This window comes from Nitrosomonas sp. (assembly GCF_043753625.1).
Taxonomy (GTDB): Bacteria; Pseudomonadota; Gammaproteobacteria; order Burkholderiales; family Nitrosomonadaceae; genus Nitrosomonas.
In genome coordinates this window covers 1-7,852 of record NZ_JAYUWI010000007.1, presented here as the reverse complement: position 1 = coordinate 7,852, position 7,852 = coordinate 1, and the positions used below count along the sequence as shown (strand labels likewise).

Genomic DNA, 7,852 nt, shown 5'->3' with positions numbered 1-7,852 from the left:
ACATCATGCCTTCCAGCTTACTAGCCCTTCCTTTCCATCATGCCCCAAACAACCCAATCAAGACCAGACTACTGACTCATAACTAACCTGTCAAGAATAATTCAACCAGTTTCTCTACAGCAAAGAATATATTAAGATTTATCTGCTAGCTGCTTCGCTTTCCTGCGGTGTAAGAAATAAAATCCGCCACCAACAGATACCAGCAGTAACACGATAAATTCCATCAGACCAAAACCACCGCCATGACTACCATGACCGCCAGCACCACCGACACCAAAAGGAATACGGCCAGCAACAACAACATTACCTGCATCATCCTTTCTTTCTAGCAAAATTTCATAATGCCCTTTTTCAAGTACTGCAGAAACCACTATGATTCCAGAAGCATGTTTCATATAGGGAATATAATTAATACCATGCTCAGCAGCGCTGGGGTCTGTTCCCCCAGGCCCTTCATGCTCCATCGCATGATCGGAATGCTCATCCATCTTATGCCCGCTGTGATCTTCTTTATTGCTTGCTACTTCTTTACTGACCGCCGTGCTTCCTTGGTTATCGCTATGCTCACCGCCGTGACCACTATGTCCAGCTTTTACCAAACGTACAGCCAGGGGTATTTCACGAGAATCCCAGTCAGACAATTCAACAGTTAGTTGCACTCTACCCGGCGTTGGTATGTTTGAACAATATGAATGCATTGGCGGCAGATCGTTTTCAGGAACTTCGTAAGCACTGAACGCTATTGGAAATTCAGCATTGGTTATCGTACACCCCCCTGCGTCATGATGACCCTCATGAGCGAGCATTAACTGTGCATATACCGGTAGCGCTAAAAAAGATGCCAAAATGGCGCCACTTAATTTTGCTACCCAACCACTTCTAGAAACTACCTTCATGTTCTCTCCAATTTGTTATCTGTAAGCTAATTTTATTCATTTATGTATGCTCAGAAATTCCGCCCGAACAACTTAGCACGGGATTGTATAACAAAAAATTCAGAATTTTAATCGAAATGAACATTTTTAATCGTTTAACTTTTGGATCTCCGTTAAATTCCCTTGCTTATCAGGTGATTACAAATCGAGGATCGTATTCAACCTGCAGACAGGGCCTCCCAATTTTTCAGCACAAGCAATAATTGGAATTCGATATTGATCATAAGCAAAATTTTCTGAATCGCATTACATTAATAAACTTGATTTATTCACAACAGGCTAATCGTTCATCAACCAATTCAATCCAGTGTTTGACAGATGTTGTTGCGGTGCCGCCTTGCAAATGCATCAGACAACCAATATTAGCAGTAGCAATCTGATCAGGTTTACCAGACTCTAGAGCAACTACTTTGTTTTTCAGTAGTTGTTGCGAAAGCTCAGGTTGCAAAATGGAATACGTACCGGCCGAACCACAACAGAGATGGGCATTAGGAACAATGGTCAAGTCAAAACCAGCAGCAACCAGGATTTTCTCGACTACGCCGCGAATTTTCATACCATGTTGCAGAGTACAGGGAGAGTGAAAAGCCAGCTTTGTCTTATTGGTATTGCCATATTGTTTATTCATCAAGCGCACAATATTTTCGAGCTCGGTATGGAGTATTTCGCTAATATCTTTTGCAAGTGCTGATATTTTGGCTGCCTTCTCGGCATAAATTGGGTCATGCCGTAATAAATGTCCATATTCTTTCACTGTTACACCACACCCGCTGGCTGTTACCACAATCGCTTCAACCTTCTCCCGTTCAACCCATGACCACCAAGCATCAATATTGCTACGCATATAATCCAAACCTTCCTGCTGGGCATTCAGGTGAAAAGCTACAGCACCGCAACACCCCGCCTTCTCTGCCTTGATTAAAGATATACCGAGATTATCCAGTACACGTGCAGTCGCTGCATTGATGTTGGGCGCTAATACCGGTTGCACACAACCATCAAGGACCAGCATTTTGCGTACATGATTTGCGTCAGGCCATTTTTTAGCGGGTTTAGGCTTGACCGGGATTGTTTTTTTTAAACTTTCTGGTAGAAATGGGCGAACTGCCTGACCAGACTTAATAAATACTTTGAATATCAATGAGTTTGGCAAGATCTTGCGTAGCATATAACGCACAGCATCAGACCTGACGTCACGTTTTACCTGCTTTTCAAGCAGATCTCGGCTGATATCCACCAATTCTCCATATCGCACGCCTGATGGACAAGTCGTTTCACAGGCACGGCAAGTCAAACAACGATCCAGATGCAGTTGTGTTTTTTGCGTAACCGGCTGCCCCTCCAGCATCTGCTTCATCAAATAAATACGGCCGCGCGGACTATCCAGTTCATCACCCAAAATTTGATAAGTCGGGCAAGTAGCCAAACAAAAACCGCAATGCACACAACTGCGTAGAATGGCATCCGCTTCTTGTCCTTGCGGAGAATTTTTTATAAAATCAGCGAGCTTAGTTTGCATTTACATCTCAGGATAAAGTCGATCGGGATTCAAGATCCGCGACGGATCAAATTTTTCTTTCAGCGCACAATGAATTTTCATCATACCGGGATCAAGCGGATGAAACACGGAAATACCCGGCTCATTGCTGCGAAACAAGGTCGCATGACCACCCACGTCCTTTGCTGTTTTGCGTATGGTTTGTGCATCCAATTTTTCATCGCCCAGTAACCAGCGTAAACCACCATTCCATTCTATTAGCTGTTCTGCAGATAAAGCCAGCGGGGGTGTTGTCGGATTAATCGATAAACGCCACAGAGAGTCAGCGGATTGGAAAAATTCATGCGTTTGTTCGCGCACCGATTTCCAAAAACCATCACCTTCAATTAATTCTTCGCCGCCCAGCTTCGCATGGGCCGCACGTACTGCTGATTCAGCACCGGATAACCTGAGAAACAGTCCACCATTTCTATAACATGTCGCAGAAATCGGCAGCGGCTTACCGGCCCATTGGTTCATTTTCTCGATGGCTACAGCTTCATCCATCTGCATATGCAGAGTAATTCCGGTCATAGGTTTAGGCAAAACTTTGAGCGAGATTTCAAGCAACATCCCCAGTGTACCCATAGCACCCACCATCAGTCGCGACACATCATAACCCGCAACATTCTTCATCACCTGTCCGCCGAAACTTAGATCGTCCCCTTTGCCATTGAGTAATCGCACACCCAGCACAAAATCACGCACCGAACCGGCAGCAGCACGGCGCGGGCCTGATAAACCGGCAGCAATACAGCCACCCAATGTTGCCGCTGCACCAAAATGAGGCGGTTCAAACGCCAGCATTTGCCCTTTTTGATCCAGCACAGCTTCCAAATCAGCCAAGCGCGTGCCTGAACGCGCCGTAATGACCAGCTCGGTTGGTTCATACTCGATAATGCCGCTATAAGCCGTCGCATCCAGCAGCGTGGTACTTTGCACCATTATTGGATTACCATAAAAATCTTTAGTGCCGCCGCCGCGTATCTGCAGCGGGATTTTCTTCTCAGCCGCTGCACGAATGGTTGCTTTGTATTGGTCAATAATGGCTTGCATAGGCTTTAAAAACGGGGCAATTCAGCAAATTTGTCTTCACCGCGATGCACATGCATCGCACCCAACTCGGCACAGCGATGAAGTGTGGGCACGGCTTTACCGGGATTCAATAATCCTGAAGGATCAAATGCCGCTTTCACCGCATGAAACATTTCCAGCTCGCCCGTTTTAAATTGAGTGCACATCTGATTGATTTTCTCCATCCCCACACCATGTTCTCCGGTGATCGTGCCACCGGCATGAATACACATTTCCAGTATTTTTCCACCAAACTCTTCCGTTCTCTCCAGTTCACCAGGCTGGTTGGCATCATACAAAATCAACGGATGCAAGTTGCCATCTCCGGCATGAAACACATTCATGCAGCGCAATCCATATTCCTGGGAAAGTTTTTCAATGCCGTCCAACACATCCGCCAGATGCTTGCGCGGAATGGTGCCATCCATACAGTAATAATCCGGAGAAACTCTGCCCGCTGCCGGAAATGCCGCTTTACGCCCAGCCCAAAATCTGAGCCGTTCAGTTTCATTCTGTGAAGTGCTGATTTTAGTCGCGCCACTTTGCTGCATGATGGCATAGATACGCTTGATCTCATCGGCCACTTCCTCAGCGCTTCCATCCGATTCACACAACAAAATAGCCGCCGCATCCAAGTCATAACCCGCATGCAAAAATTCTTCCACCGCATGGATGGTAATTTTATCCATCATTTCCATACCGGCAGGAATAATGCCCGCACCAATCACATTCGCCACCGCATTGCCTGCTTTGTGCACATCATCAAACGCCGCCATCACCAGTTGCGCCTTTTCGGGTACCGGAATCAGCTTCACTGTAACTTCCGTGACTATGCCCAGCATACCTTCACTGCCCGTCATCAACGCCAGCAAATCATACCCGGCGCTATCCAGGCTTTCACCGCCAATTTCCAGACACTCGCCCTCGATAGTCAGAACGCGCAATTTGAGAATGTTATGCACGGTGAGGCCATATTTTAGACAATGCACACCGCCCGAGTTTTCCGCCACATTGCCGCCAATCGAACAAGCAATTTGTGACGAAGGGTCCGGTGCATAATACAAACCATACGCCGCCACCGCTTCGCTGATCGCCAGATTCCTGACACCCGGTTGAACGCGCGCCATGCGTGCAAGTGGATCGATGGCGATGATTTGGTTCAACTTGGCGAGTGACAATAAAACACCTTGGGCATGCGGCAATGCGCCTCCCGACAATCCGGTACCCGCACCCCGCGCCACAACAGGTGTTTGGGTTGCATAGCAAAGCTTGAGAATTTTGACGATTTGTTCTTCCATTCGCGGCAAAACAACCACCATCGGTAATTGCCGGTAAGCCGACAGACCATCGCACTCATACGGCCTTAAATCTTCGGTTTCATACAACACCGCCTCGAGAGGCAAAAAAGACCGCAAATTATTGACGAGTTCTTGAGGAGACATACAATTATTCCGGATGCTTTTGAATTTCGTGATTGGCTAATTTTTCCAGCATTTTTACAATGGCCGAATTATCCCATTTCGCGCCGCCATGTGCGAGACAGGCCGAAAACAATTCACGCACGGTCGCGGTATTGGGCAGGCTCACCCCCAATACAGAAGCGCTCGCCAAGGCAATGTCCAAATCTTTTTGATGCAACTCGATGCGAAAACCCGGTTCAAAATTCCGCTTGATCATGCGTTCGCCATGCACTTCCAGCACACGCGAAGCTGCAAAACCACCCAGCAAAGCTTGCCTTACCTTTTCCGGATCAGCGCCAGCCTTGGACGCAAACAGCAATGCCTCAGCCACGGCTTCTATGGTTGATGACACAATAATTTGATTGGCGACCTTGCAAATCTGACCGGCACCATTCTCACCCACATGCGTAACCGTCTTGCCCATCAATTCGAGAATCGGTTTAATCCTTGCAAATACCGCTGCGCTTGCACCCACCATGATAGTCAATGTAGCATTTTGCGCCCCCACATCACCACCTGAAACCGGCGCATCGGCGTACTCTTGCCCCAGCACATTCAGCCGTGTCGCAAACTTACGTGTTTCCAGTGGCGAGATCGAACTCATATCCACAATCATCTTGACCTGATCAGAATGGGGTTCTAAGCCCTCAATAACGCCATTCTCCCCGAATAGCACTTTTTCCACATCCGGCGTATCCGGCAACATAGTAATAATAATATCCGCATGCTGCGCCACCACCTTGGGCGAAGAAAAAGCCCTACCGCCCAGCGCAACCAAATCGGTAGGCACGCCACTGCGCGAATGCAAGAATAAACTGTGCCCGCCCTTGATCAAATGCCCGGCCATGGGTTTGCCCATAATGCCCAGACCGATAAAACCGATATTTGCCATAGCTGCTTACTTACTTAGTTAGAAAGTGGATAGCCGAATGATATGTCGAGAGCCGGAATAACGAAAGAAAAAACTACCGCTGGGATGATCGGGCCCGCCACAGCGCCGCCAGTGAGCTGCCGACCAAAGAATGCATCAGCACTGAAATCGCCCCCACAACCGGTGCCAGGGGTAGCATCGGAAATGCCTGTTTGGCCAGCACGATCGCCAGTCCGGAATTCTGCATGCCGACTTCAATCGAAATAGTCCGGGCGCTCTGCGTATGACAACCAAAAATTCGTGCAAACTGATAGCCAATCAGAAAACCGCCGCCATGCAACAACGCAACCGCAAGAATCAGTTCGCCACCATGCGTGAGAATGGTCTCAGCATTGGCTGCAAACACCACCGCGCAAATCACGCACACACCCAGCACCGACAGCAGCGGCGCGACAGGCATCACGCGCTGCACCAGTTGCGGCACCCAGCGATTGAGCAAAACGCCCAGCACAACAGGTAAAATCACGACTTGCAGGGTTTGCTTGAACAACATCCAGGCATCCACCGGAACCAGTGTGCCCGCAAATAATTGCGTCAGTAACGGCGTCAGAATCACCGCCGCCAATGTGGAACAAACGGTCATCACCACTGACAACGCCACATCGGCTTTCGCGATATAAGACACCAAGTTCGAAGCCGTACCACCTGGACAGCAACCCACCAGAATCAATCCAACCGCAAAATGTACCGGCAAATCCAAACCGGTCGCAATTCCCCAGGCCAGCACAGGCATGATGGAATATTGCGCGGCAAGCCCAATCGCCACCACTCTCGGCATGCGGGCGATCCGGCGGAAATCATCGAAGGTTAGGGTCAATCCCATGCACAACATGACAAAAGCCAGAATCAACACCACGACCGGCCCCTGATTCAACGGCAGCAACCACTCCGGCGATGACAAAGCCAAAGCGCCGGCCAGTATCATCCACAGCGGAAACAACAGAGTCAGTTTTTGCAACATAATGGTCGTCGGATCCGTTTAGATTTATGGCAGGGAAGAACGCGCAAATAACAAGGTATGGTGCTGCCCGTACTGATTGACGATACGACTGGCTTGCAGACCGGCCGCTGCGGCCATTGCCTCTAATGTTGAAAAATACTCCGGATAATCGTGAGTATGCACGTGCGTGCAAGCTTCTTCCAATTGATCTGGCGGCACCTTGATCCAGTTGTCGCGCATGCATTTCAGATAACCGTCCAGGTAATCCTCGCGACTCTGGTTTTCCTCACGCACCACATCCACCAGGATCAACCATCCTTCCTCTGCCAGGCAGCGCCCAACGGCCTGGAAAAAACGCGCTTTGTCAGCGGACGTTAAATGATGCACAGCGAATCCGGTGAAAATCACATCCCAGGTTTTGCCGGTCGCTTCAACAGCTTGCAGCAGATCACCCTGCGTCAGCGTAGCCGCCGAGCCAGGCAAGCCAGCCAAATAGCTACGTGCCTCGGTCAATGCCGCTTCGGACAAATCCACGCCTTCATACATCGACGGAGGAGATTGCCGCAGACAAGGCGCCAGATAACGCGCATTGCCGCAACCCAAATCCAGCAAACGGTAACGTTCGGTATCCTCGCGCAAGCTCAGCAGACGCCCTACCCCCGCATAGATTTCCTGATGAAACATGTAATTGTGTTGCGTGATCAGATCGTACAACGACCAGGAACGCGTAAAGATGGTGGTGGATTCAGATTCAGCAGATGTCATCAGTAATTAAATAAGAAAACTCAGCAGGCAGCACTGTACATGAAATTTAAACGATGGTGGGTGCCATTAAGGAATCTCTGATTAAGTTGATTACATTCATGGTTCGACAATCTTGTATGGTGTTTCTGGCTCCTTCTTGAGAGACTGGAAGGAGCTGGGGTGGAGGGACATCGACAAGCCTCTGCCGTGCAGCGGACAGACTCAGTGAGA

7 protein-coding genes are annotated in these 7,852 nt (G+C 48.9%); all 7 read right to left on the bottom strand.

Translation table 11 applies throughout. The annotated features are described in order from the left end of the window. Positions 1-131: 131 nt before the first annotated feature. Positions 132-896: a hypothetical protein gene (locus ACH10T_RS00470; RefSeq protein ID WP_394807383.1), complete on the bottom strand. Its 765-nt coding sequence runs from the start codon at positions 894-896 to the stop codon at positions 132-134. A 304-nt stretch (positions 897-1,200) separates the two neighbouring features. Beyond that, a complete protein-coding gene (glcF, locus tag ACH10T_RS00465; RefSeq protein WP_394807382.1) occupies positions 1,201-2,454 on the bottom strand; it encodes a glycolate oxidase subunit GlcF in 1,254 nt (417 codons plus the stop codon). Then, positions 2,455-3,528 carry a glycolate oxidase subunit GlcE gene (gene glcE / locus ACH10T_RS00460; protein ID WP_394807381.1) on the bottom strand — a complete coding sequence of 358 codons (1,074 nt, stop codon included), beginning with the start codon at positions 3,526-3,528 and terminating at the stop codon, positions 2,455-2,457. Positions 3,529-3,533: 5 nt separating this feature from the next. Continuing rightward, positions 3,534-4,988, bottom strand: coding sequence for an FAD-linked oxidase C-terminal domain-containing protein (locus ACH10T_RS00455; protein WP_394807380.1), 1,455 nt, complete (start codon positions 4,986-4,988; stop codon positions 3,534-3,536). A gap of 4 nt (positions 4,989-4,992) precedes the next feature. Beyond that, entirely contained in the window at positions 4,993-5,898 is a 906-nt protein-coding gene (locus ACH10T_RS00450) for a 2-hydroxy-3-oxopropionate reductase (protein WP_394807379.1), read from the bottom strand. A 73-nt stretch (positions 5,899-5,971) separates the two neighbouring features. Further along, positions 5,972-6,898, bottom strand: a complete 927-nt coding sequence (locus ACH10T_RS00445) for a bile acid:sodium symporter family protein (RefSeq protein ID WP_394807378.1) — start codon at positions 6,896-6,898, stop codon at positions 5,972-5,974. Between the two features lie 24 nt (positions 6,899-6,922). After that, the gene (locus tag ACH10T_RS00440; protein WP_394807377.1) at positions 6,923-7,642 is read right to left on the bottom strand and encodes a class I SAM-dependent methyltransferase; all 720 of its coding nucleotides are present in this window, start codon (positions 7,640-7,642) and stop codon (positions 6,923-6,925) included. Positions 7,643-7,852 lie beyond the last annotated feature (210 nt).

What these genes read in the sequence shown, in the direction of transcription:
- ACH10T_RS00440 (WP_394807377.1), bottom strand. Translation starts at nt 7,642, where the DNA reads ATGACATCTGCTGAATCTGAATCCACCACCATCTTTACGCGTTCCTGG.
- ACH10T_RS00470 (WP_394807383.1), bottom strand. Translation starts at nt 896, where the DNA reads ATGAAGGTAGTTTCTAGAAGTGGTTGGGTAGCAAAATTAAGTGGCGCC.
- glcF (WP_394807382.1), bottom strand. Translation starts at nt 2,454, where the DNA reads ATGCAAACTAAGCTCGCTGATTTTATAAAAAATTCTCCGCAAGGACAA.
- ACH10T_RS00450 (WP_394807379.1), bottom strand. Translation starts at nt 5,898, where the DNA reads ATGGCAAATATCGGTTTTATCGGTCTGGGCATTATGGGCAAACCCATG.
- ACH10T_RS00455 (WP_394807380.1), bottom strand. Translation starts at nt 4,988, where the DNA reads ATGTCTCCTCAAGAACTCGTCAATAATTTGCGGTCTTTTTTGCCTCTC.
- ACH10T_RS00445 (WP_394807378.1), bottom strand. Translation starts at nt 6,898, where the DNA reads ATGTTGCAAAAACTGACTCTGTTGTTTCCGCTGTGGATGATACTGGCC.
- glcE (WP_394807381.1), bottom strand. Translation starts at nt 3,528, where the DNA reads ATGCAAGCCATTATTGACCAATACAAAGCAACCATTCGTGCAGCGGCT.